The organism is Xanthobacter sp. DMC12 (genome assembly GCF_056314105.1).
Genome location: NZ_JBQUYZ010000003.1, coordinates 155223 through 176530 on the forward strand (window position 1 = coordinate 155223; position 21308 = coordinate 176530).

The following is a 21308-nucleotide window of genomic DNA, read 5'->3' on the forward strand; positions in this document are numbered from 1 at the left end:
CCTCATGAACCAGATCATCCCGCCTGCCGCGACTTTCGCCCGCGAAGCCGCGCCCGCCTTCGATCTGCCGCGTCGCCTCGCGGCGGAAATGCTTGGAACGGCGCTTCTGCTCGCCATCGCCACCGCGCGGGCGCGGCCGGAAATTGTGCCTGCGGTGGTCGGGCTTTACATCACCTCGGCCTATTGGTTCACGGCCTCGACCTCGTTCGCCAATCCGGCGGTGACGTTGGCGCGCAGCCTCAGCGATACATTCGCCGGCATCGCGCCGCAGTCCGTCCCCCTCTTCCTGCTCGCCCAGCTGGCGGGCGCCCTCGCCGCCGCGGCCCTGTGCGGCTGGCTTTTCCGCGAAAGATCAATTCGATGAGCGATTTTCCGGTGACCATCTATCACAACCCGCGCTGCGGCACCTCGCGCAACACCCTCGCCATGATCCGCGCCGCCGGCATCGAGCCGACGGTGGTCGAGTATCTGAAGGCCGGATGGACCCGGGCGCAGCTCACGGACCTCGCTGCCGCCACCGGCGCGCCCCTGCGCGACCTGCTGCGCGCCAAGGAACCCCTCGTCGCCGAGCTGAAGCTGTCCGAGCCCGGCGTGACGGACGCGCAATTGCTCGACGCCATGGTCGAACACCCCATCCTCGTCAATCGTCCCATCGTGGTGACGCCCAAGGGCACGCGCCTGTGCCGCCCGTCGGAACTTGTGCTCGACCTTCTGGAGACGCCCCCGGAAAGCTTCACCAAGGAAGACGGCGAGGTGGTGCAGCGCGCCCGCTAGGCGGACGGCGGGCCAGACTGCGACTGGTACGGGAAATGCTTGGCTCACGTCCCTTGTCGCGAACCCGCCCATGACCATGACGCCCGCCCACGAGATACCCATCGGCATCCGCCGCAAGGCCATCGCGGTCCATGAGGCGGGGCACGCGCTGGTGGCCATTCTCCTCAAGCGGGACGTGACGGAGGCGCTGCTGCGCCCGCCCGACGGGCTGAGCGGGGAAACGCGCTTTGCCGACGCGGAAAGCTTGCCCCTCGACCTCTCGCTCGAAGCCGACCGGCGGCGGGTGGCCGACGCCATCGTCGTGCTCATGGCCGGGCAGGTGGCGGAGGCGGAATACTGGCGGCGGCACGCCTCGCTCTATGCGCCGAAGGTGAATTCCCACCGCAGCGACGCGGCGGAGGTCCGCACGCTCAAGGCGGGCCTTGCCCTCGGCCCCGAGCAGGACGCGCTGTTCACCGGCTACTGCATCGAGAAGGCGAAGAAGCTGGTGCTGCAGGATCCCGCGCAGGCGGCCATCCAGGAGATGGCCATGCGGCTGTCCGAGACCATGGGCATCCTGCGGGCGGAGATGAACGAGATCATGTCCCGCCACCGGGTGGGGCTTCGGAAGTAGGCTCCCCCGCCCGACCCCGGGTCTCCGGCATGGCGAGAAGCACCGCGAGGAAGCCGAGCGCGGCCAGGGCGGCCAGCATCTCGAAGGCGGCGAAGCTGCCGAAGCGGTCGGCGACGATGCCCGCCAGGAGCGTGCTGATGGACGCGCCGATGCCCATGGCACAGCCCACCGCGCCCTGCGCCAGGTTGAAGTGGCCGCTCTTGTGGGCGAGATCGAACACCACCAGCGGCACCAGCACGCCGAACACCGCCGCCGAGAGGCCATCCAGAAGCTGGATCGCCACCAGCCCCGCCGGCTCCGTGACGGTGGCGAACAAGAGCCCCCGCACCACCAGCGCGCCGAACCCCGCAAGCAGCACCGGCCGCCGCCCGAGACTCTGGGCGAGGCGCCCCGCCAGCGGCGAGAGCACGGTGACGGTGAATTGCGGCACCACCATCGCCGCCGCCACCATGACGGTGGCGGCCTCGCTGGAGCGCATGGTGAGCATGCTCGCGGCGAGCGGCAGCATGGCCGCATTGGCGAGGTGGAACGCCATGACGCAGCCGGCGAAGATCACCAGCGGGCGATTGCGCGCGAGGGCGAGAAGGCCGGCGCCTAGCCCGCCGGTGCGGGCGCCCCGCGCGTCCTCCCCCTCCGGCCGGGGCGGAGCCGCCACCTCCTCGGCGCGGATGCGCGAGAGGGCAAGCAGCGCCGGGATGACCATGAGCGCGGTGAGATAGAACACCGCGTGGCTCGACAGATAGTAGCCCACCGCCCCCATGGCGGCGGCGGCGATGCCGGTTCCGGCCGAGGCGAAGGCGGCGTTGCGGCCGAGCCGCTCCCCCACCTGCCCCGGCGCCGCGAGCCGGACGCTCATCGCCACCAGCGCCAGCCCGGCGACGCAACTGGCGACGGCGTGGACCACCCGCGAGGCCGCCACCACCGCGAACACCGGCCACAGCGCAAAGGCCAGCGCCGCCCCGCCGATCAGAATCAGGGAGACAGCAATCGCCGCGCGCAGCGCCTTCAACCGGTCCACGAACGCCCCGAGGGGGATCTGCCCGCCGAGGCTCACCAGCGAGCCGATGGTGAGGACGAGGCCGATATCCGCCTGCGTCCATTTCTGCGTGGTGAGGAAGACGGCGATGAACGGCCCGAAGCCGGTCTGTACATCGGCGATGAAGAACACCAGCCCGTCCAGCCCGTGCCGGCTCCGCGCCGAGGCGGGCGGCGAAGGCTGGGGCGAAGGCGCCCCGTGCGGGATCGGACGCGAGGCGGCATCGTCCCTCTGGCCTGGTGGGGCGTCGATCACGTCGGTCATGCCGGTGCGCCTTGCCACCGTGCGTCTTACGGCTTGGCGGCCGGAGCGGCGGGGGGCGGTGTGGCCGGCGCTGCCGGTTTAGGCGCAGGGACAACGGCGGCCGGGCGGGGCGCGGCCGCCGGCGTCGGGTCGGCCCGGCCGACGATCACCACCGGCTCGCCGGGCTTGTAGACCGGTGCGGTCCGCAGCTGGTCGCGGGAGAGATCGGCGCCGATGGCCTCCATGGCGCCGGAGGCGGGGAAGTGAAGCACCCGCCAGTCCACGGCGATCTTGCGCGTGCCCACCCCGAGGAACCCCCCGAAATCAATGATGGCGGCGCGGATGGTGCCGGCGCGGTCCACCATCACGTCCACCACGCGCCCCATGTCGTCGCCACTGGCGCCCTTCACCGGCTTGCCGAGGAGCGTTTCGGCCACGCTTCCATCGAGCACCACGGCAGGCGTCTCCACCGTCGGCCGCGCCGGCGCGGCGGGCGGTGGCGCAGGGGCGACGGGTACGGGGGTCGGGGATGCGGAGGGCGCAGGCTCGGCCGGCGCCGCCGGTTGCGCCAGCGCCGGCCCCGGAAGGAGGAGGGCTGCAAGGGCAAGATGCCGCAGCCACCCTTGCATGGCCCGGGCGGCATCGCGACCCGGCCGCGCGCCCGTATCTCCGATGAACTGCGTCAGCGCAGGCCCCTGCTGCCGCTCGTGGTTTTCCATGCCTGCCCTCCTGACGCGCCGCGCGCGAGAGCGGCGCCGTGCCCACGCCGGATGGCGCAGTGCAGCGAATTCGTCACCGGTGGGAAACGAACACGGCCCCGCAGCGTTCCGGGTTCGTGCGTCAAGAGCGCCAGAACCTTCCGGACCCATTGTCCCGAACCGCGCGAGGGCCTGTGACCACATTGCAATCCGAGGGGCAGGCCTGCCCCACGCCGCCCCATCTGCTGGGATCGTCCTGGCTCCGCCGCCGCGCCGCGCAGGCGGGCGCCAGCCGCGCTCAAGCCGCGCCGGTGGACCTCTGCTGCTACGCGCAAAGGCCCCTCGCCTTCCTCGGGCGATATGTGGCGCGGCACCGGCTGCTGCATGCCGTGATCCTGATCGCGGTGCTCGGCGCGGTCGCGGCTTCCGTCAGCACGCAGTATGGCGTGAAGCTGCTGGTGGACGCGCTCTCCACCTCCCCCGCCCCCGGCGCCGTCGCTCCGTGGACCGCCTTCGCCGTGCTGGTCGGCTTCATCGCGACCGATACCCTGCTCTGGCGGGTTGCCAGCCTGTGCGCGGCCTATGCTTTCGTGGCGGTGACCGGCGATCTGAGGTCGGACCTGTTCCGCCACCTCACCGGCCACGCTCCCGGCTATTTTACCGAGCGGCTTCCGGGCGTCCTGACCAGCCGGGTGACAGCCACATCCAACGCCGTGTTCCAGATCGAGAACATGTTCGTGTGGAACGTTTTGCCGCCCTGCGTCGCCACCTTCGGCGCCATCCTTTTCCTGTCCCTCGTCAGCGTGGAGATGGCGGCGGTGCTGGTGGCGGTGGCGGGCCTCGTGATGTTCGTCATGTTCCGCATCGCCGCCGCCGGCAAGCCGCTGCACCATTCCTTCGCCGACAAGGCGGCGGCGGTGGACGGGGAAATGGTGGACGTGGTGGGCAACATGGCGCTGGTGCGGGCCTTCGGCGCCATCTCCCGCGAGCATCGCCGGTTTGACGCGACGGTGGCCGAGGAGATGACCGCCCGCCGCCGCAGCCTCATCTATCTGGAGCGCCTGCGCCTGCTCCATGCCGGCGTGGTGGTGGTGATGACCATCGGCCTCCTCGCCTGGGCCATTACCCTCTGGCAGAGCGGGCAGGCCAGCGCCGGCGACGTGGTACTGGTGTGTACCCTCGGTATCTCGGTGCTCAGCGCCACCCGCGATCTCGCCGTGGCGCTGGTGGACGTGACGCAGCACCTCGCCCGCCTGTCCGAGGCGCTGTCCACCCTGCTCTCCCCGCACGAGATGCGCGACCATCCGGAGGCATCCGCACTGGTGCCCGCCGGGGCGCGCGTCAGCTTCGAGAACATCTCCTTCGGTTTTCCCAACGGTCGGCGGGTGTTCGAGAATTTCAGCGCCGAGATCGAGGCCGGCCAGCGCGTGGGGCTGGTGGGACCCTCCGGCGGCGGCAAGTCCACCCTGGTCGCTTTGCTCCAGCGCTTCTATGCGCTCGATGGTGGGCGCATCCTCATTGACGGGCAGGACATCGCGCGGAGCACCGAGGCGAGCCTGCGCCAGACCATCGCGCTGGTTCCGCAGGACACGGCCCTGCTCAACCGCAGCCTGCGCGAGAACATCCGCTACGGCCGGCCCGAGGCGGATGACGACGAGGTGTGGGAGGCCGCGGTGGCGGCGCGCTGCCTGCCCTTCATCGAGGAGATGCCGCAGGGGCTCGACACAATCGTCGGCGACCGGGGCGTGAAGCTCTCCGGCGGGCAGCGCCAGCGCATCGCCATCGCCCGCGCCTTCCTCAAGAACGCGCCCATCCTCATCCTCGACGAGGCGACATCGGCGCTCGATACCGAGGCCGAGGAGGCGATCCGCGCTGCGCTGGAGCGGCTGATGACCGGCCGCACCGTCATCACCATCGCCCACCGCCTCTCCACTTTGCGCAAGTTCGACCGCATCCTGGTGCTGCGCGGCGGTCGGCTGGTGGAGAGCGGCCCGCCCGAGGAGCTGATGCGCCGGCCGGGGGTCTACCGCGATCTCGTCTCACGCGAGCTGGGCCGGCTCTCCGAGCAGGCGGTATGACTGGTAAGCCCCATCACAGGCTCTTCCGGCAGGCGCCCTCGGATGTGATGCGGACATCGCGGACGGTGATCTCGCGCCTGAACGCGCCGTCGGCCCGATGGATGGTGATCGATTGATATTGGGCCGCACCTGGATTCTCATCCTGGCAGCTGATGATATCCGGACCGACCGCGCACAGGCCGGCAGCGACGAAGACGTCGCGCGCTCCATCGAACGCAAAGACCTCACCCGCCTTTGGATCGACCTTGTAGGCCTTGGAAAAGCTGAAGGTGTCCGAGGCCGACGGCGCCGCGGGGCCGGCGCACCGCAGGAAAAGCACCTCATCCCCGGACTCCGCCTGCGCGCCGCGCTCGGCGGCCTTCCCACCATCCGTCAAGATCGGAAATGCCAGCAGGGCGCAGGCCATGGCGACTGCACAATGACGCATAGGGCACCAGAATTACGAACCTCCGCCCCTGTGCCAAACATACCTGCTTCATAGTCTCCACCGAAGTCGGCACATGTCAGGAAGTGTAAATCAATATGCACGCCCCTTCGTCGATCAGACGGCGTAGATGAGCGAATTCTTGTAGTTTCCTGTTTTTACAGACACCGACAGGCCGAACATTAATTTCTTCTTGTTTCCCTGTGTTTCCACGCGCTCCCACCTGCATTCATCGCCGCCGCGTCTCCCTCGCCGGCGCCACCGATGACGCGCGAGGATGACGCCATGCTGCAGTGCGAGCTTTGCGTGCGATTGCAGCACGAACGCCTTCCCTCGGGGCCGGAACGCAAAAAATGCCGGGGGCAAGCCCCCTAGATCGGTGCGGTGCGGGCTGATCGCGCGCTTACCCTCTTGAGCCCGCATCAATCTTCGGGGACGGTTCAGCGCAACGTCTTGAGTCGGCACTCCGGACGTGGACGCGAAAAAGCCTGCACCGTGCCAAGGGGTTTCCATGTCGCTACACACCCATGACCATTCGGACGTCACCGGACGCGTGTGGGCGGTCAAGGCCAGCGCCATCCTCGGCTGGCTGACGGAGATCCCCGCCGCGGTGCTGGTGGTGGCGGAAATCCTAGTGCTGCTCGCGGGCGTCATCTTCCGCTATGCCCTGCACAAGCCGCTCATCTGGTCGGATGAGCTGGCCTCCATGCTCTTCCTCTGGCTCTCCCTGTTCGGCTCGGTGATCGCGCTGAACCGCGGCGAGCACATGCGCATGACGGCCATCGTCGGCATGATGAAGCCGCGCGCCCGCGCCTTCTTCGACATGATCGCCATCGCCGCCGCCGTCGCCTTCCTGCTGATGATCCTCCACCCGGCCATCGAGTATGCGCAGGAGGAAGCCTATGTGGTGATGCCGGCGCTGGAGATTCCCAACACCTGGCGGGCCGCCGCCATTCCGGTGGGGACGGCGCTGATGCTGATGGTGGGGCTGCTCAAGCTCGCCCAGCACGCCACCGGGCGCGACGCGGTGATCGCCATCCTGGTGGTCGCCGCCATCGTCGGCGGCTTCTACGCGCTCGGGCCGGTGTTCCGGACGCTGGGCAACTACAACCTCCTGATCTTCTTCCTGTTCGGCGTGGGCGTGATGGTGCTGATGGCGGTGCCCATCGCCTTCTCGTTCGGCCTCGCCACCTTCGCCTACATCTCGCTCTCCACCCACACGCCGAGCATGGTGGTGATCGGCCGCTTCGACGAGGGCATGGGTCACCTCATCCTGCTCGCGGTGCCGCTGTTCGTGTTCCTCGGCCAGCTCATCGAGATGACCGGCATGGCGAAAGCGATGGTGGCCTTCCTCGCCAGCCTGCTCGGCCATGTGCGCGGCGGCCTGCATTACGTGCTCGTCGGCGCCATGTATCTCGTCTCGGGCATCTCCGGCTCCAAGGCCGCCGACATGGCCGCCGTCGCCCCGGTGCTGTTTCCGGAAATGACCAAGCGCGGCGCCAAGCCCGGCGACCTTGTGGCGCTGCTCTCGGCGACCGGTGCGCAGACCGAGACCATTCCGCCGTCCATCGTGCTCATCACCATCGGCTCGGTCACGGGCGTGTCCATCGCCGCCTTGTTCACCGGCGGCCTGCTACCGGCGCTGGTGCTCGCCGTTGCCCTGTGCTCGGTGGTGTGGTGGCGCTATCGCGACGAGGATCTGAGCGGCGTCGCCAAGGCGAGCTGGGGCGAGGTGGGCCGCGCCTTCATCATTTCCGTGCCTGCCATCGCCTTGCCCTTCGTCATCCGCGCGGCGGTGATCGAGGGCGTCGCCACCGCCACGGAGGTCTCCACCATCGGCATCGTCTATTCGGTGGTGGCGGGCCTGCTCATCTATCGCCGGTTCGATTTCCGCCGCCTGTTCCCAATGCTGGTGGATACCGCGGCGCTCTCCGGCGCCATCCTGTTCATCATCGGCGCCGCCACCGGCATGGCGTGGGCGCTCACCCAGTCCGGCTTCTCCAACGCACTGGCCGAGGCCATGCGTGCCCTGCCGGGCGGGGCGGCGAGCTTCCTCGCGGTCTCCATCGTGGCGTTCGTGGTGCTGGGCTCGGTGCTGGAGGGCATCCCCGCCATCGTGCTGTTCGGCCCCCTCCTCTTCCCCATCGCCAAGCAGGTGGGGGTGAACGAGGTGCACTATTCCATGGTGGTCATCCTCGCCATGGGCATGGGCCTGTTCGCGCCGCCCTTCGGCGTCGGCTATTACGCCGCCTGCGCCATCAGCCGCATCAGCCCAGATGCGGGCATGAAGCCCATCGTGGGCTACATGATCGCGCTGCTCATCGGCCTCATCATCGTCGCCGCCGTGCCGTGGATCTCCACCGGCTTCCTGTGAGGTGAGAAGCGATCACACGTAGCATGGGCCTTCGATGAGCGGGTGGGCGGCAAGGAAGGCCTCGTCGACCTCGATGCCGAGGCCCGGCCCCTCGCGGCAGGTGACGGTGCCATCCGGCGAAAGCTGGTACGGCAGGCCACACACCTCGTCGCGGAACGGGTTGTGGTGGGCCACGTCGCCCTCGAAATAGCCGGGGTTGTCCACCGCGCACATCAGGTGCAGCGTCGCCACCATGTTGATGCCAGTGGCGGAGGTGTGCGGGTTCACCGACATCTTCCAGGCGGAGGCGAGCACCGCGATGCGTTGGCATTCGGTAATGCCGCCGGCCTTGGAGAGGTCCGGCTGCGCAAAGGAGACGGCGCCGTCCGCGATCAGACGGGTGAACTCGAAGCGGGTATAGTGGTTCTCCCCCGCCGCCAGCGGCACGGTGCCGAGCTTCGCGGCGTCCTGATAGCTGCGGTAATCGTGCGGCGGGAACGGCTCCTCGAACCAGCCCACCTTCGCCGCCTCATAGGCCGGCATCACCCGGCGCACGTCGTCCAGCGAGCAGCCGGTGTTGCCGTCGACGAGAATGTCGATCTCGTCCCCCACCGCGGCGCGCACCGCCTCCACCCGGGCGATGTCGCGGCGGGGTGTGTCGCCCACGCGCAGCTTCAGGGCGCGATAGCCCTGCGCCACGTAGGATTGCGCCTCCTCCGCCAGCGCCGCCGGATCCTGCCAGCCGAGCGAGATGCCGCCGGCATAGGCCTTGATCTTCCTCGGCGCCCCGCCCAGCAGGCGATGGATGGGCGCATTCATCGCCTTGCCGCGGATGTCCCAGAGGGCGATGTCGAGCCCGCTCAAGGCGAGGGCCGCTGCTGCGCCCATGCCGTGGCTGGCGAGCTGCATCCGGTAGACCTTCTGCCACACGCCCACCACGTCCAGCGCATCCATGCCCAGCACCAGCTCGGACAAAGTGGTGTCGATGAGCTTCGCCACCGCGCCCGGGCAGCGGCCGTGATGGGCCTCGCCCCAGCCGACGATGCCCTCGTCCGTCTCCACCCGCACCAGCACGGAATCGCGCTTCACCGCCCGGCCGATGCCGAGGGTGACGTTCTGGCCCTCGGGCACGCGGAAGGAGACGGGGACGGCACGGACGGAGGCGATGCGCATGGGGCTCTCTCGGTTTTTCTGGCGGCGCGGATCAGGCGCGCGCGGCGCGATAGGCGGGATTGACGAGGTTCTGCGGCTCCCCGCCCCTCAGGACACGCAGCACTTCCTCGGCGGCACCGATGCTCATGGCCCGCATGGAGGTGGCGGTGATGCCGGCGAGGTGGGGCGTCATCAGCAGGTTCGGCAGGTCGAAGAGCGGGCTGTCCGGCGGCACGGGATGGGTGTCGTAGACATCGGTCGCCGCGCCCACGATCCACCCCGCCTTGAGGGCGGTGAGGAGCGCTTGCGTATCCACGATGGGGCCGCGGGCCGGATTGATGAGCACGGCGGAGGGCTTCATGCGGGCGAGCAGCCGCCCGTCCACGAGGCCTTTCGTCTGCGGCGTCAGCGGGCAGGCGATAACCACCGCGTCGCTCTGGGCGAACAGGGCCTCCAGATCGACGCCCTCGATGCCCTCCACCGCCCCGCCGGAGCGCGACGCGCCGATGACGCGCATGCCGAACCCGGCCCGCGCGATGGCCGCGACCCGCTGGCCGATGGCGCCGAGCCCGATGATGCCGAGGGTCGAGCCCGCAATCTCGCTGGTGCCGTCCCCCAGCCCGCGAGCCGGATTCCAGCCCTCCGCGCGCAGGCGCGCATCGATCCGCGCCAGCGGCCGGCGCAGATGGAAGAGGGCGGAGAACACGTATTCCGCGACGGTCTGCGTGTTGCTGCCCGGCAGGTTCGCGACCGGGATGCCGCGCGCGGTCGCCGCTGCGACGGGGATGAAATCGAGCCCCACCCCATGGCGCACCACGCCCTTTACGCGATCCGCGCCCTCGAACACATCCTCCGGGAGCTTGGCGCGCACGATCACCGCGTCGGCCTCGCGGGTGAGCCGGCGCAAAGTGCCGTCGGACGTGTCGGGGCCGACGACGATTTCGGCAACGGCCTCCAGCAGCGCCGCGCCGTCCGGATGCAGCGCATTGGTGGCGAAGACGATCGGCCGCTCACGGACCATAGGGCGCACCTTCCACGATGGGATTGACCAGGGTGCCGAGCCCTTCCACGCGGGCGCGCACCACGGAGCCGGGCCGGAGCCAGGCCGGCGGCTTGCGCATGCCCGCGACGCCGGCCGGCGTGCCGGTGGCGATCACGTCGCCCGGCTCCAGCGTGTGGGCCTGCGAGAGGCGCGAGACCAGATCTGCGATGTCGAACACAAGGTCGGCGGAGACGCCCTCCTGCAGCCGGGTGCCGTCCACGTCGAGGGAGAGGGCGAGCGCGTGCGGGTCGGCGATCTCGTCGGCGCTGGCGAGGAAGGGGCCCAGAGGTCCGAAGGTCGGCAGATTCTTGCCGCGGGTGAAGCCGCCGTCGCGCTTGATCATCTCGCTGGCGCTGATGTCGTTGAACACGGCATAGGCGGCGACGTGGGAGAGCGCGTCCTCCCGCCCCACCTTCTCCGCCCGGCGGCCGATGATGGCGGCGATCTCGACTTCGTAGGTGCAGCCGCCGATATCCGGCGGCAGAAGGATGGGCGCGCCCGGCCCGACCACGGTGGAGGCCTGCTTCATGAACAGCACCGGCTCGGCCGGCGCCGCCATGCCCCGCTCGGCCAAAGCGTCACGATAATTGAAGGCGAGCGCATAGATGCGCGGCGGCACATAGGGCGCCAGCAGGTCCACCTCGCGCGCCGGGAGCCGCGCGGCCTCGGCAAGGCCGTGGGCGACGATGCGCTCAACCATTGCCGGCAGGCCGGCGAGGATGAGGGCATGGACATGGGGCGCGACACCGCCGAGGGCATCGGCCATGGCCGGATGGGCGAGGTCAAACACCACGTCATCGGCGCCCGCGCCATCGCCCTCAAGCACGCCGGCGCGGTCCTCGCCGGCGTGGCGGAAGCTCACGAAGCGCATGGCTCAACCCACCCGGTAGCGGTCGATGACCGAGCGGTCGATCTCGATGCCGAGGCCGGGAGCGGTGGGGATCTTCACCCGTCCGCGCTCCTGCACGATGGGCTCCTTGGCGAGGTGATCGCGGAACGGGTTCTCGCACTGCTCGAACTCCAGCAGCGGCTCGAACGGGAACAGGCTCGGCGGCTGGTCGGCGAGGGAGCCCAGGAAGTGGAGCGTCGCGGCGATGCCCACCGCCGAGCCCCAGGCGTGGGGCACGCACTCGACGCCATGGGTGGAGGCGAGCGTGGCGATCTTCTTGCACTCGGAGAGACCGCCCGCGGCGCACACGTCCGGCTGCACGATGTCCATGGCCTTGCGCACGATAGCGTCGCGGAAGCCCCAGCGGGTGAACTCGTTCTCGCCGCCGGCCACCGCCATGTCCAGGGCGCGGGCCACCTCGACGTAACCGTCGATGTCTTCCGGCGAGATGGGCTCCTCGAACCACTCCACGTCCAACTCTTCCAGCTTGCGGCCGAGGCGGATGGCGACGGGCACGGAGAAGGCGTGGTTGGCGTCCACCATCAGGCGGATGTTGGGGCCGATGGCGTCGCGCACCGCCTTCACCCGCTCGTAGTCCTTGGTGATGTTGCCGAGGCCGATCTTCATCTTGATGGCCTTGAAGCCCTCGTCCACATAACCGGTGGCTTCTTCCACCGCCTCGCCCACCAGATTGTCGAAATCGATGAAATAGAGGCCGGTGGCGTAGCAATCCACCTCGGTGCGGAAGGCGCCGCCGAGCAGCTTGTGCACCGGCTTGCCGCAGCTCTTGCCGATGATGTCCCACAGGGCGATGTCGATGCCGCTGATGGCGGCGATGGACATGCCCTTGTTGCCGTAATCCTTGATGCGGTTGTAGAGGTCTTCCCAGATCACCTCCACGTCGAACGGGTCGCGGCCGAGGATGCGCGGGCCGAACTGGGTCTCGATGAAGGCCTTGGCGACGGCGGACGGGCCGTAGCACTCGCCCCAGCCGACGATGCCGTCGGCGGTCTCGATCTCCACGAGACAGGTGCCGCGCGTCTTGTAGAGCCAGCCCCGCGACGAGGTGAACGGCTTCTCGACGGGCGCCGCCATCACGTGGGCCCGGACACTCTTGATGACGCTCACGTCGCGCCCTTTCTTATGGATCGGGAAGGAAAGAATGGCGCGGGCAATGCGAGGCCCGCGCCGTTGCCGGGCGCTATTCCGCGCCCTTGAATACCTGGGTGGCGACCGCATTCAGCGACTTCTGGACGGCGTTCACCTCGGCATCGAGCGCATCGCCGGTGAGGTCGTCCACCAGCACGCCGTTCTCGGCCGCGAAGGTCTTGAAGCGCGGGTCCTGGATGGACTTGCGGAAGGCCTCGACCAGCGTCTTGCGCACCTCCGGCGGCATCTTCGCCGGGCCGACGATATAGGCCATCTGCACCACCGGGCCGTAGGGGAAGACGTCGAAGCCCTTCTCCTTCATGGTCGGCACGTCGGGGAAGACGGTGAGGCGTTGGGTGTCGAAGATGGCGATGGGCTTCACCTGGCCGGCCTTGATCTGCGCGATGCTCTCGGACGGCTTCAGCACCGCCGCGTCGATCTGGCCGCCGGCGAGATCGGTGATGACCTTGGCGCCGCCCGGATAGGGCACGTTCACATAGTCCACGCCCGCCGCCTTGGCGGTCATGGTCGCGAAGATGTGGTTGATGTTGTAGCTGCCCGGCGTGCCGATGGTGATCTTGCCGGGATTGGCCTTCATCTGGGCGACGAAGGCATCCACGTCCTTCGCCCCGTCCGTCTTCACCAGCAGCATCAAGGGATCGCTGGACACGCGGGCGATGCCGGCGAACTGGTCGTTGCGCAGCGGCGTCTTGTTCTGGGCGATCATGGAGAGGGTGGACGAGGTGCCCATGCCAATGGTGTAGCCGTCCGGATTGGCGCTGGCGACGCGGCCCATGCCGATGGTGCCGGTGCCTCCGGGCACGTTGTCCACGATGATGCGCACGCCGTTTTCGGCGAGGATCGGCGCCAGCACGCGCGCGGCGATGTCGTTGGAACCGCCCGCGTTCCAGGGAACGATGAGGCGCACCTCGCGGCTCGGAAACTTGTCCTGGGCAGTGGCGCTCCCGGCTGACGCGAGGAGGACCGCCCCCAAAGTCGCTGCGAGCCCAAAGGCTGGGGCCAGGGCCGGGGCAAAGCCCCGGGCGAGGGCAAGGCTGTGCTTCATTGGCGCGTCTCCCTTTTGTTATTTGTTATAACAAACGACATATAAGCTGCTTGTCAACGCGCTTTTCCAGTGCTCCCCTTGGATGATGGACACGAACGCCACCGTCGCCGACCGCAACCTTTCCCGGCTCTCCCGCGAGCCCTTGTGGGATCGCGCCCATGCGCAGCTGCGCGAGGCGCTGCTCGCCGGGCGGTTCGAGCCGGGCAGCGCGCTGGTGCTGCGGCAGCTGGCGGAGACGTTCGGCACGTCCATCACCCCGGTGCGCGATGCCATCGCCCGGCTCGTGGCGCAGGGCGTGCTGGAACAGGGGCCGCGCAATTCCGCGCTGGTGCCGGACCTGCGCAGGAGCGCACTGGTGGACATCACCATGGTCCGCTGCGAGCTGGAAGGCCGTGCCACCCGCGAGGCCGCGCAAAAGGCGACGCCGGCCGACATCGACGCGCTGGACGCCTTGCTCGTGGACATGCGGGGCATGATCGCCCGGCGAGCGCTGGACGCCTATCTCGACGTCCACCGCCGCTTCCATTTCGGCATCTATGCGCTGGCCGGCATCCCTATTCTAAACGAGATGATCGAGAATCTCTGGCTGCGCTGCGGGCCGATCCTGTCCTTCGTGGTGCCCGAATATGTGGTGCTGCTGAAAGGCACCGACCATCACCAGGCCGCCCTCGATGCGCTGCGCCGTCGCGACGGCGCCGCGGCCGAGGCGGAGATCGTCGCCGACATCGAGGAGGCCGGGCGCTATCTCCTCGGCCTCGCCGATCCGACCGGCCGCATCCGCCGCCGCACGCCCGCCTGACCGACACAAAAAACCCCGGCCTGGAGGACAGGCCGGGGCACGATCTTAGGCGGATGCGCGGAGCGCGCTGGCTCAGCCCTTCACCATCGGGCAGTTGCCTTCGGCGATGGGGCGGAAGGCGTCCTTGGCGGGAATGGTCTCGACGAGGTTGTAATAGTCCCACGCCCCCTTGGACTGGTCCGGCGTCTTCACCTGGAACAGGTACATGTTGTGGATGTGCCGGCCATCGGCGCGCACCTGGCCCTTGCCGAACAGCGGATCGTCGGAGGGCATCTCCTTCATCTTCGCCACCACCTTCTGGCCCTCGGTGGTGTTGGCCGCGGCGGCGGCGCGCAGATAGTGGAGCGCGCCGGAATAGACGCCCGCCTGGTTTGCGGTGGGCCGGCGGCCGTTCATCTGCGCCGCGAAGCGGTCCGCATAGGCGCGGGTGCCGTCATTCATGTTCCAGTAGAAGCCTTCGGTGAGGAACAGGCCCTTCGCCACCGGCAGGCCAAGAGAATGCACGTCCGTGAGCTGCATCAGCAGCGCGGCGAGGCTCTGCTTCTGGGTGAGGCCGAACTCGGAGGCCGCCTTCACGGAATTGATGGTGTCGCCCACCGCATTGGCGAGGGCCACCACCTGCGCGCCGCTGGCCTGCGCCTGCAAGATGAAGGAAGAGAAGTCCGAAGCGTTCGTCGGATGCCGCACGGCGCCGAGGATCTTGCCGTTCTCCGCCTTCACCACCGCCATGGCGTCGGCCTCCAGCGCATGGCCGAAGGCATAGTCGGCGGTGACGAAGAACCAGGTGTCCTTCTTCGCCTTCAGCAGGGCCAGCGCGGTGCCGTGGGCCAGCGCCCAGGTGTCGTAGGTCCAGTGCACCGTATTGGGCGAGCACTTCTCGCCCGTGAGCAGGGCCGTTCCGGGGCCGGAGGCAATGAAGGCCACGTTCGAGCCGCGCGCCGCCTCCTGCACCGCCAGCGCGACGGAGGAGAAGGGCACGTCGAGGATCGCATCCACCGTGCCGTCGGCGATCCACTTGCGGGTCGTTGCCGAGCCGATGTCCGGCTTGTTCTGATGGTCGACGGAGATCACCTCCACCTCGATGCCGGGATGCTCCTTCTTGAAATCCTCGGCCGCGAGGCGCGCCGAGACCACCGAACCCATGCCGGTGGAATCGGAGGCAAAACCCGAGAGATCGGTCAGCACGCCGAGACGGATCTTGTTGCCGGGGATTTCCGCGCGGGCGGGCGTCGGCGCGGCAAAGTGCGCCGCGGCGAGGAAGGCGGCGCCCGCGGCGAGCGCGAGCCGGGTTGTCCTGAGCATGGTTTTCTCCCTGTGTGTTCTTTTGACTGTTCTTGAAACCCGCGCGGTCAGCCGCCGCGCACCTCTTCGAGCACCTTCTGCGCCACGTCCATGCGCACGCTGGCCCGCTCCACGAGAAGGCGCGCCACGCGGTCGATCTCCTCGCCCACGGCACCGGCCATCATCGCGATGTTCTGGGCATGCAGCGCCATGTGGCCTTTCTGGATGCCGGTGGTGGCGAGCGCCTTCAGTGCCGAGAAGTTCTGCGCCAGCCCCACCGCCGCGATGATGCGGGCAAGCCGCTCGGCGGTGGTGACGCCGAGGATGGCGAGGCACGCGCGCGCCGTGGGATGCACCTTCGTCGCACCGCCGATGAGCCCCACCGCCAGCGGCAACTCGATGGAGGCGGAAAGGTTGCCGTCCTTGTCCACCTCATAGGTGGTGAGCGAAGTGTAGCGGCCCGAGCGGGCGGCGTAGGCGTGGGCGCCCGCCTCCACCGCACGGGTGTCGTTGCCGGTGGCGAGCACCACGGCGGAAATGCCGTTCATGATGCCCTTGTTGTGGGTGGCGGCGCGGTAAGGATCAGCGGCGGCGAACTCGTACGCGCTGATCATGCCATCGCGCACGGCCTCGCCGCCAATGTCGGCCGCCTTCCACACCGCCCGGGCGCGGGCAAGGCGGCGGTCGGCGAGGTTGGAGAGGATGCGCAGATAGACCCGCCCGCCGCTCCACGCCGCGATGGAGGGGGCGAGCTTCTCGGCCATGGTGTTCACCGCATTGGCGCCCATGGCGTCGCGCGTGTCGACGATGAGATGGGTGACCACCATGGTGCCCGACGGCGTATCGAGCAGGCGTACCTCTAGATCCCGGAAGCCGCCGCCCAGCGACACCAGCACCGGGTCGCAGGCATCGCACGCTGCCTTGATCTCGTCCCGCTTCTCCAGAATGCGGATGCGCGCGCCGGCCGGGTCCGCCACCTCCACCGCCTGCACCTGCGCGATCATCAGGTTGCCCGAGACCGAGGTGAAGAACCCCGTCTCGTAATTCTGCTTCGCCGCATTGCAGACGGCGGCGACCACGGAGGATTCCTCCGTCGCCATGGGGATCAGCACGTCCTCGCCGTCGATCTTCATGTTGGTGGCGACGCCCACCGGAATGTTCATGGTGCCGATGACATTCTCGATGAGCTTGTCGGCCAGCACCGGATCGAGATTGCCCATGTTGGCGAGGTGGGCAACCTGCCCCTCGTCCAGCCCAGCGAAGGCCGCGACGAGGTCGAGCCGGTCGCGCGGGCTCAATTTGTGGAAGCCGGCGATGCGGGAGGAACGGTTGGAGCCGGCGGCGCTGGTCATCTTCGGGCCTTCCTGTGGTCGCGGCAGCGCCGGACGGCGGACGCGAGGCAGGCGCGAAAGCAAGGCCCGCCCCCAGAGGTGGCGCGGTAGCCGGCGTTTCTTCCCTGTCTCTTGTCGGCCGCGCGTGGCGTGCCTGTTGGGGCGGACTTTCCGCTGCGGCGAAGGGTACGGCAAGGAACACTTTGCGTTGGAAACGATGCAGCCGTACCCTTCATTTCATGGGTACGATTGAGCAGCTTCTCCAGGAAGACGAGAGCCTGACGCGGGTGGACGCGGTGGTCCGTCTGCTGTCGCGGCGCATCGATGCGGGCCAGTTGCGGCCGGGGGAGAAGCTGCCCTCGATCCGCGCCGCCTTCGCGGCCTACGGCGTGTCGCGGAACACGCTGGTGGAAGCCTATGAGCGGCTTGCCGCCTCGGGCCGCATCGAGGCGCGGCCGGGCTCCGGCTTCTATGTGATGCGCACCCGCGCCGAGCCGGTGCGCCCCCCGGCCCCGCCCGCCGTAATCGAGGCGGTGGACAGCGTGTGGCTGCTGCGTGAGCAGCTGGAGCAGCATTACGACGTGCGCGTCGGCGACGGCCGCCCGCCCCCGTCCTGGATGGAAGGTTCGGAGGTGGGGCGCTATCTCAAGCCCATCAACCGTCCCGGCCGCCGCCCCTTTCCGGCAAGCTATGGCAGCCCCTTCGGCTTCCCTCTGCTGCGCGAGGCCATCGCCGGTTTGCTCGCCGAGCGGGCCATCGCCGCCGATCCCGCGCGGGTGCTGCTGACGCAGGGCGCGAATCACGCGCTGGACCTGATCGTGCGCATGCTGGTGGAGCCGGGCGACACGGTGCTGGTGGATTCGCCCGGCTATTATCCCCTCTTCGGCAAGCTGCGCCTCGCCAAGGCGCGCACGCTCGGTGTGCGCCGTACGCCCGAGGGGCCGGACGTGGCGGACCTCGCAGAGAAGGCCGCGCAGTCGGGCGCCAAGCTGTTCTTTACCCAGTCGCTGGCGCACAACCCCACCGGCGCCTCGCTCACGCCGGCGGTGGCCTATCGCCTGCTGCAGGTCGCCACCCGCCACGGGCTTCTCGTGGTGGAGAGCGACCCGTTCGCCGACCTCCTCCCCGCCTCCCACCCGCGCCTCGCCTCGCTGGATCAGCTGGAGCGGGTGATCCATGTGGGCACGTTCGCGAAAACCCTCTCGGCGAGCCTGCGCTGCGGCTATGTGGTCGCCTCCGCCGACCTCATCGAGCGCCTAGGCGCGCTCAAGATGGTGACGAGCGTGAACTCGTCCGGTTATGTGGAGCGCATCGTCCACGATCTCATCACCTCCGGCCAATATCGCCGCCATCTCAAGCGCCTGCGCGGCCGCGTCTCCGCCGCGACGGACCAGGCGCAGGCGACGCTGGGCCGGCTCGGCCTGCCCATCTTCGGCCCGCCGGGCGGCGGCTTCTATCTCTGGTGCGAACTGCCGGAGGGGCTGGACGACAGCGCCCTCTCCCGCCGCGCCGCCGAGCGCGGCATCCTGCTCGCGCCGGGCGCGGTGTTCCACCCGGACAGCGAGCCGCGCCGGCCGTCGCTGCGGATCAATGTGGCCTATGCCGACGATCCGCGCTTCGAGAAGTTCATGGGCGAGATATTGGCCTCATCTCAGTCGAAGCCGTAGATCGCTGCGGGATTGTCCACGAAGATGCGGCGGCGGGTGTCCGCGTCGGCGCCGTCGAGGCCGAGCATAAGGGCGGGGTCGAGGTCGTCGGGCATCGCCTCGAACAGCTCGGTGTGTGGCCAGTCGCTGGCCCAGAGCATCCGGTCGCTGCGGCAGGCGACGAGGGCCGCCACGTAGGGTACGAGAGCGCCGTAGCCGTCCGGCCCCCGACGGCACAGGCGATAGGGCGCGGAAAGCTTCACCCAGAGATTTCCCTCGGCGACCAGCTCCAGCACCTCGCCGAACGGGCCGCCCGCGAGCGGCAGGCCGGGCGCGAGGAAGCCCACATGGTCGAGCACCACGGGCACCGGGCAGGCCCGCACGATGGGCGCGAGGCTGAAGCCTTCGCGGATCACCACCTGAAGCTGGATGTGCCAGCCGAATGCCCCGATCCGCCCGGCGAGCCGCGCCAGATCCTCCAGCGACAGCCCACCGGGATTTCGCCGGTTGACGCGGATGCCGCGCACGCCCGACCCATGGAGCGCGACCAGTTCCACATCGCTCACCTCCGGCGCCACAACGACCACCCCGCGCAGGCGCTCGGGATCACGCCGCAGCGTATCCAGCAGCGCGGAATTGTCCGTGCCGTAGACGCTCGGCTGTACCAGCACCGCGCGGTCGATACCCAGCGCCGCCATCACCGGCCGGTAGGCATCGAACGTCACCGGCTGGGGCGTGTAGTTGCGGCCGGCCACCAGCGGGTAGCGCTCGGGCGGGCCAAACACATGCATGTGCGTATCGCAAGCGCCTTCCGGCAGCATGCGCAAGGCCGTGCCCGTGAGAGGGCGCGGCGGCAGGCAGAGCGGGGCGTCGCTCATGATCGCGCGCCTCAGCGCGGGACCATGAAGTCGAAGTCGCAGCCCTCGTCCGCCTGCAGCACGCTCTGCTGAAACAGCCGGGCGTAGCCCCGCTCCGGCAGTGGCTTTTCCGGAACATCCGCGAGGGCGGCGCGGCGGCGGGCGAGTTCGTCTTCCGCCACCAGAAGGTCGATGCGCCGGCCTTCCACGTCGAGGCGGATCATGTCGCCGCTCTCGACGAGCGCCAGCGGCCCGCCCACCGCCGATTCCGGCGTGATGTGCAGAACGATGGTGCCGAAGGCCGTGCCGCTCATGCGCGCGTCGGAGATGCGCACCATGTCCTTCACGCCCTGCCGCCCGAGCTTCTTCGGGATGGGCAGATAGCCCGCCTCCGGCATGCCCGGCGCGCCCTTGGGGCCGGTGTTGCGCAGCACCAGCACGTCGTCGGCGGTCACGTCGAGGTCGGGATCATCGATGCGCGCGGCCATGTCGGCCACCGAATCGAACACCACGGCCCGGCCGGTATGCTGGAGCAGCCGCTCGCTCGCCGCCGCCTGTTTCAGGATGGCGCCGCCGGGGGCGAGATTGCCGCGCAGCACCACCATGGAGCCCTGCGCCTTGATGGGGTTGGAGCGGGGCCGGATGACATCCTGTCCGGGCACCTCCTCGGCGGCCTCGACCATCTCGCGCAGGGTGCCGCCATGCACAGTGGGGGCATCGAGGTCGATGAGATCGCCGAGCTGCTTCAGGAGCTTGGGCACACCGCCGGCATGGTGAAAATGCTCCATGTAGTGGGCGCCGGAGGGCTTGAGATCCACGAGAACCGGCACGTCGCGGCCAATGGCGTCCAGCGTCTCCAGCTCCAGCTTCACGCCGGCGCGGTTGGCGATGGCGGTGAGGTGGATGATGCCGTTGGTGGAGCCGCCGATGGCCTGCATCACCACCAGCGCATTGTGGAAGGCGGCGGGGGTAAGCAGTTCGCTCGGCTTGGGGCCACCCTCCACCGCGAGGCGCGCGGCGACCTTGCCGCTCTGTTCGGCGAGCCGCACCCGCTCCGCATGGGGGGCGGGAATGGACGCGCTCATGGGCAATGAGAGGCCGAGCGTCTCGGTGATGCAGGCCATGGTCGAGGCCGTGCCCATGACCATGCAGGTGCCCACCGAGGGCGCGAGTCGCCCGTTCACCGTATCGATCTCGACCTCGTCGATCTCGCCGGCGCGGTGCGCGCTCCACAGGCGCCGACAATCGGTGCAGGCGCCCAGCACCTCGCCACGATGATGGCCCACCACCATGGGGCCGACCGGGACCACCACGGTCGGCAGATCCACGCTCGCCGCAGCCATGATCTGCGCCGGCAGGGTCTTGTCGCAGCCACCGATCACCACCACCGCATCCATAGGCTGGGCGCGGATCATCTCCTCCGTGTCCATGGCCATCAGGTTGCGCAGGAACATGGAGGTGGGATGGGCGAAGCTCTCGTGGATGGAGATGGTGGGAAACACCATGGGCATGGCCCCGGCCAGCATCACGCCGCGCTTCACCGCCTCGATGAGCTGGGGCGCGTTGCCGTGGCAGGGGTTGTAGTCGCTGTAGGTGTTGGTGATGCCGACGATGGGCCGGTCCAGCGCATCGTCCGAATAGCCCATGGCCTTGATGAAGGCCTTGCGCAGGAACAGCGCGAACCCGTCGTCGCCGTAGCTCGTCAATCCTTTTCGCAGTCCCCGCGCCATCCTCGCCTTCCTCGTGCCGATCATCGCCGACCTGAATGCGGACAATTTCCCCCTCTCGCATGATTGTCAATAATATAAGCCTTCATATGCGCGATGAGACGAAAATTGCGCCGATCTTCGGAATCATTATTGACAATAATCCGACCG

General features: G+C 68.9%; 19 protein-coding genes. 7 read left to right on the plus strand and 12 right to left on the minus strand.

Annotation, left to right across the window (positions count from 1 at the left end; genetic code table 11):
- Positions 1-4: 4 nt before the first annotated feature.
- The 3 genes from ACT535_RS13850 to ACT535_RS13860 all read left to right on the plus strand — a co-directional run bounded on the left by ACT535_RS13850 (position 5) and on the right by ACT535_RS13860 (position 1387).
- Positions 5-364, plus strand: a complete 360-nt coding sequence (locus ACT535_RS13850) for an aquaporin (protein ID WP_476364827.1) — start codon at positions 5-7, stop codon at positions 362-364.
- Positions 361-774, plus strand: a complete 414-nt coding sequence (gene arsC, locus ACT535_RS13855; protein ID WP_476364828.1) for an arsenate reductase (glutaredoxin) — start codon at positions 361-363, stop codon at positions 772-774. The genes ACT535_RS13850 and arsC overlap by 4 nt, the downstream gene beginning before the upstream one ends.
- Positions 775-844: 70 nt before the next feature.
- A complete protein-coding gene (locus ACT535_RS13860; RefSeq protein ID WP_476364829.1) occupies positions 845-1387 on the plus strand; it encodes a hypothetical protein in 543 nt (180 codons plus the stop codon).
- On the opposite strand, the gene ACT535_RS13865 is transcribed toward ACT535_RS13860, so the two are convergent.
- Together ACT535_RS13865 and ACT535_RS13870 are read right to left on the minus strand one after the other, a co-directional pair.
- Entirely contained in the window at positions 1353-2687 is a 1335-nt protein-coding gene (locus ACT535_RS13865) for an MFS transporter (RefSeq protein WP_476364830.1), read from the minus strand. The genes ACT535_RS13860 and ACT535_RS13865 overlap by 35 nt on opposite strands.
- A gap of 26 nt (positions 2688-2713) precedes the next feature.
- A complete protein-coding gene (locus ACT535_RS13870) occupies positions 2714-3385 on the minus strand; it encodes a PRC-barrel domain-containing protein (RefSeq protein WP_476364831.1) in 672 nt (223 codons plus the stop codon).
- Positions 3386-3675: 290 nt separating this feature from the next.
- Here ACT535_RS13870 and ACT535_RS13875 point away from each other — a divergent pair, with 290 nt between their 5' ends.
- Positions 3676-5442, plus strand: a complete 1767-nt coding sequence (locus ACT535_RS13875; RefSeq protein WP_476365098.1) for an ABC transporter ATP-binding protein — start codon at positions 3676-3678, stop codon at positions 5440-5442.
- A 13-nt stretch (positions 5443-5455) separates the two neighbouring features.
- Here ACT535_RS13875 and ACT535_RS13880 read toward each other — a convergent pair whose 3' ends face one another.
- Positions 5456-5848: a hypothetical protein gene (locus ACT535_RS13880; RefSeq protein ID WP_476364832.1), complete on the minus strand. Its 393-nt coding sequence runs from the start codon at positions 5846-5848 to the stop codon at positions 5456-5458.
- Between the two features lie 529 nt (positions 5849-6377).
- Between ACT535_RS13880 and ACT535_RS13885 the strand changes: the two genes are divergently transcribed.
- The gene (locus ACT535_RS13885) at positions 6378-8240 is read left to right on the plus strand and encodes a TRAP transporter large permease (RefSeq protein WP_168458940.1); all 1863 of its coding nucleotides are present in this window, start codon (positions 6378-6380) and stop codon (positions 8238-8240) included.
- A gap of 12 nt (positions 8241-8252) precedes the next feature.
- Here ACT535_RS13885 and ACT535_RS13890 read toward each other — a convergent pair whose 3' ends face one another.
- From ACT535_RS13890 to ACT535_RS13910, 5 genes are all read right to left on the minus strand, one after another.
- A complete protein-coding gene (locus tag ACT535_RS13890; RefSeq protein WP_476364833.1) occupies positions 8253-9392 on the minus strand; it encodes a mandelate racemase/muconate lactonizing enzyme family protein in 1140 nt (379 codons plus the stop codon).
- A 31-nt stretch (positions 9393-9423) separates the two neighbouring features.
- The gene (locus ACT535_RS13895) at positions 9424-10392 is read right to left on the minus strand and encodes a hydroxyacid dehydrogenase (RefSeq protein ID WP_476364834.1); all 969 of its coding nucleotides are present in this window, start codon (positions 10390-10392) and stop codon (positions 9424-9426) included.
- Entirely contained in the window at positions 10382-11284 is a 903-nt protein-coding gene (locus tag ACT535_RS13900; RefSeq protein WP_476364835.1) for a fumarylacetoacetate hydrolase family protein, read from the minus strand. Before ACT535_RS13900 ends, ACT535_RS13895 begins: the two co-directional genes overlap by 11 nt.
- 3 nt (positions 11285-11287) lie before the next feature.
- The gene (locus ACT535_RS13905) at positions 11288-12430 is read right to left on the minus strand and encodes a mandelate racemase/muconate lactonizing enzyme family protein (protein WP_476364836.1); all 1143 of its coding nucleotides are present in this window, start codon (positions 12428-12430) and stop codon (positions 11288-11290) included.
- 73 nt (positions 12431-12503) lie between these two features.
- Positions 12504-13517, minus strand: coding sequence for a Bug family tripartite tricarboxylate transporter substrate binding protein (locus ACT535_RS13910; RefSeq protein WP_476364837.1), 1014 nt, complete (start codon positions 13515-13517; stop codon positions 12504-12506).
- Positions 13518-13599: 82 nt separating this feature from the next.
- On the opposite strand from ACT535_RS13910, the gene ACT535_RS13915 reads away from it, so the two are divergent.
- Positions 13600-14316 (plus strand): GntR family transcriptional regulator, encoded by a 717-nt coding sequence (locus ACT535_RS13915; RefSeq protein ID WP_476364838.1) that lies wholly within the window; start codon positions 13600-13602, stop codon positions 14314-14316.
- Between the two features lie 72 nt (positions 14317-14388).
- Here ACT535_RS13915 and ACT535_RS13920 read toward each other — a convergent pair whose 3' ends face one another.
- Both ACT535_RS13920 and ACT535_RS13925 read right to left on the minus strand, forming a co-directional pair.
- Positions 14389-15618, minus strand: a complete 1230-nt coding sequence (locus ACT535_RS13920; RefSeq protein WP_476364839.1) for an ABC transporter substrate-binding protein — start codon at positions 15616-15618, stop codon at positions 14389-14391.
- Between the two features lie 47 nt (positions 15619-15665).
- Positions 15666-16949, minus strand: a complete 1284-nt coding sequence (locus ACT535_RS13925) for a hydroxymethylglutaryl-CoA reductase, degradative (protein WP_476364840.1) — start codon at positions 16947-16949, stop codon at positions 15666-15668.
- Between the two features lie 218 nt (positions 16950-17167).
- Here ACT535_RS13925 and ACT535_RS13930 point away from each other — a divergent pair, with 218 nt between their 5' ends.
- Complete coding sequence (locus ACT535_RS13930) at positions 17168-18595, plus strand: aminotransferase-like domain-containing protein (RefSeq protein WP_476364841.1); 1428 nt, start codon at positions 17168-17170, stop codon at positions 18593-18595.
- Here the strand turns inward: ACT535_RS13930 and ACT535_RS13935 are convergent.
- Both ACT535_RS13935 and ACT535_RS13940 read right to left on the minus strand, forming a co-directional pair.
- Entirely contained in the window at positions 18580-19452 is an 873-nt protein-coding gene (locus ACT535_RS13935) for an amidohydrolase family protein (protein ID WP_476364842.1), read from the minus strand. The genes ACT535_RS13930 and ACT535_RS13935 overlap by 16 nt on opposite strands.
- A gap of 11 nt (positions 19453-19463) precedes the next feature.
- Positions 19464-21161, minus strand: coding sequence for an IlvD/Edd family dehydratase (locus ACT535_RS13940; protein WP_476364843.1), 1698 nt, complete (start codon positions 21159-21161; stop codon positions 19464-19466).
- Between the last annotated feature and the right edge of the window lie 147 nt (positions 21162-21308).

Coding starts and splice junctions, on each gene's coding strand:
- arsC (WP_476364828.1), top strand. CDS start 361: ATGAGCGATTTTCCGGTGACCATCTATCACAACCCGCGCTGCGGCACC.
- ACT535_RS13890 (WP_476364833.1), bottom strand. CDS start 9,392: ATGCGCATCGCCTCCGTCCGTGCCGTCCCCGTCTCCTTCCGCGTGCCC.
- ACT535_RS13935 (WP_476364842.1), bottom strand. CDS start 19,452: ATGAGCGACGCCCCGCTCTGCCTGCCGCCGCGCCCTCTCACGGGCACG.
- ACT535_RS13925 (WP_476364840.1), bottom strand. CDS start 16,949: ATGACCAGCGCCGCCGGCTCCAACCGTTCCTCCCGCATCGCCGGCTTC.
- ACT535_RS13860 (WP_476364829.1), top strand. CDS start 845: ATGACCATGACGCCCGCCCACGAGATACCCATCGGCATCCGCCGCAAG.
- ACT535_RS13910 (WP_476364837.1), bottom strand. CDS start 13,517: ATGAAGCACAGCCTTGCCCTCGCCCGGGGCTTTGCCCCGGCCCTGGCC.
- ACT535_RS13900 (WP_476364835.1), bottom strand. CDS start 11,284: ATGCGCTTCGTGAGCTTCCGCCACGCCGGCGAGGACCGCGCCGGCGTG.
- ACT535_RS13880 (WP_476364832.1), bottom strand. CDS start 5,848: ATGGCCTGCGCCCTGCTGGCATTTCCGATCTTGACGGATGGTGGGAAG.
- ACT535_RS13885 (WP_168458940.1), top strand. CDS start 6,378: ATGTCGCTACACACCCATGACCATTCGGACGTCACCGGACGCGTGTGG.
- ACT535_RS13850 (WP_476364827.1), top strand. CDS start 5: ATGAACCAGATCATCCCGCCTGCCGCGACTTTCGCCCGCGAAGCCGCG.
- ACT535_RS13940 (WP_476364843.1), bottom strand. CDS start 21,161: ATGGCGCGGGGACTGCGAAAAGGATTGACGAGCTACGGCGACGACGGG.
- ACT535_RS13895 (WP_476364834.1), bottom strand. CDS start 10,392: ATGGTCCGTGAGCGGCCGATCGTCTTCGCCACCAATGCGCTGCATCCG.
- ACT535_RS13915 (WP_476364838.1), top strand. CDS start 13,600: ATGATGGACACGAACGCCACCGTCGCCGACCGCAACCTTTCCCGGCTC.
- ACT535_RS13870 (WP_476364831.1), bottom strand. CDS start 3,385: ATGGAAAACCACGAGCGGCAGCAGGGGCCTGCGCTGACGCAGTTCATC.
- ACT535_RS13920 (WP_476364839.1), bottom strand. CDS start 15,618: ATGCTCAGGACAACCCGGCTCGCGCTCGCCGCGGGCGCCGCCTTCCTC.
- ACT535_RS13930 (WP_476364841.1), top strand. CDS start 17,168: ATGGGTACGATTGAGCAGCTTCTCCAGGAAGACGAGAGCCTGACGCGG.
- ACT535_RS13865 (WP_476364830.1), bottom strand. CDS start 2,687: ATGACCGACGTGATCGACGCCCCACCAGGCCAGAGGGACGATGCCGCC.